At 52.9% G+C, this 1,817-nt stretch carries 1 tRNA gene and 1 rRNA gene; both read right to left on the bottom strand.

Features of this window, described 5'->3' with window-relative positions:
• Position 1: 1 nt before the first annotated feature.
• Positions 2-78, bottom strand: a tRNA-Ile gene (locus tag CDV46_RS01135).
• Between the two features lie 64 nt (positions 79-142).
• Positions 143-1,675: ribosomal RNA gene (locus CDV46_RS01130) — 16S ribosomal RNA — on the bottom strand.
• Positions 1,676-1,817 lie beyond the last annotated feature (142 nt).

The following is a 1,817-nucleotide window of genomic DNA, read 5'->3' as shown; positions in this document are numbered from 1 at the left end:
TTGGTGGGTCTGGAAGGACTTGAACCTTCGACCCCCGCCTTATCAAGACGGTGCTCTAACCACCTGAGCTACAGACCCGACTTAGATCTACGCAGTCAACAACCGATAAGCGTGAACACTCAACTTCCAGTGCATGCTCTAGAAAGGAGGTGATCCAGCCGCAGGTTCCCCTACGGCTACCTTGTTACGACTTCACCCCAGTCATGAATCCTGCCGTGGTAAGCGCCCTCCTTACGGTTAGGCTACCTACTTCTGGCAAAACCCACTCCCATGGTGTGACGGGCGGTGTGTACAAGACCCGGGAACGTATTCACCGCGACATGCTGATCCGCGATTACTAGCGATTCCAACTTCACGCAGTCGAGTTGCAGACTGCGATCCGGACTACGATCGGTTTTCTGGGGTTAGCTCCATCTCGCGATTTGGCAGCCCTCTGTACCGACCATTGTATGACGTGTGAAGCCCTACCCATAAGGGCCATGAGGACTTGACGTCATCCCCACCTTCCTCCGGTTTGTCACCGGCAGTCTCCTTAGAGTGCTCTTGCGTAGCAACTAAGGACAAGGGTTGCGCTCGTTGCGGGACTTAACCCAACATCTCACGACACGAGCTGACGACAGCCATGCAGCACCTGTGTTACGGCTCTCTTTCGAGCACTCCCACCTTTCAGCAGGATTCCGTACATGTCAAGGGTAGGTAAGGTTTTTCGCGTTGCATCGAATTAATCCACATCATCCACCGCTTGTGCGGGTCCCCGTCAATTCCTTTGAGTTTTAATCTTGCGACCGTACTCCCCAGGCGGTCAACTTCACGCGTTAGCTTCGTTACTAAGGAAATGAATCCCCAACAACTAGTTGACATCGTTTAGGGCGTGGACTACCAGGGTATCTAATCCTGTTTGCTCCCCACGCTTTCGTGCATGAGCGTCAGTATTGGCCCAGGGGGCTGCCTTCGCCATCGGTATTCCTCCACATCTCTACGCATTTCACTGCTACACGTGGAATTCTACCCCCCTCTGCCATACTCTAGCCTTGCAGTCACGAATGCAGTTCCCAGGTTAAGCCCGGGGATTTCACATCCGTCTTACAAAACCGCCTGCGCACGCTTTACGCCCAGTAATTCCGATTAACGCTTGCACCCTACGTATTACCGCGGCTGCTGGCACGTAGTTAGCCGGTGCTTATTCTTCCGGTACCGTCATCCCCCCGAGGTATTAACCCAAAGGATTTCTTTCCGGACAAAAGTGCTTTACAACCCGAAGGCCTTCTTCACACACGCGGCATTGCTGGATCAGGCTTTCGCCCATTGTCCAAAATTCCCCACTGCTGCCTCCCGTAGGAGTCTGGGCCGTGTCTCAGTCCCAGTGTGGCTGGTCGTCCTCTCAGACCAGCTACAGATCGTCGCCTTGGTGAGCTTTTACCCCACCAACTAGCTAATCTGACATCGGCTGCTCTTGTAGCACGAGGCCCGAAGGTCCCCCGCTTTCCTCCTCAGAGCGTATGCGGTATTAATCCGGCTTTCGCCGAGCTATCCCCCACTACAAGGTACATTCCGATGTATTACTCACCCGTTCGCCACTCGCCACCAGGTGCAAGCACCCGTGCTGCCGTTCGACTTGCATGTGTAAGGCATGCCGCCAGCGTTCAATCTGAGCCAGGATCAAACTCTTCAGTTTAAACCTGTTACTGTTTTCGGTTTTTCGTGATAAATCACTTGAACCGGTCGCTCTCAAAGTATGCTGACAAGTTAATTGCTTAACTTACCTATTACTATGTGAGCCTCAATAAATTTAAAGCTTATCTGCCGAGGCAGACGCA

The organism is Pandoraea sp. PE-S2T-3 (genome assembly GCF_002179965.1).
Taxonomy (GTDB): Bacteria; Pseudomonadota; Gammaproteobacteria; order Burkholderiales; family Burkholderiaceae; genus Pandoraea.
The sequence above is the reverse complement of the archived record's forward strand: the minus strand, read 5'-3'. Positions and strand labels throughout refer to the sequence as shown.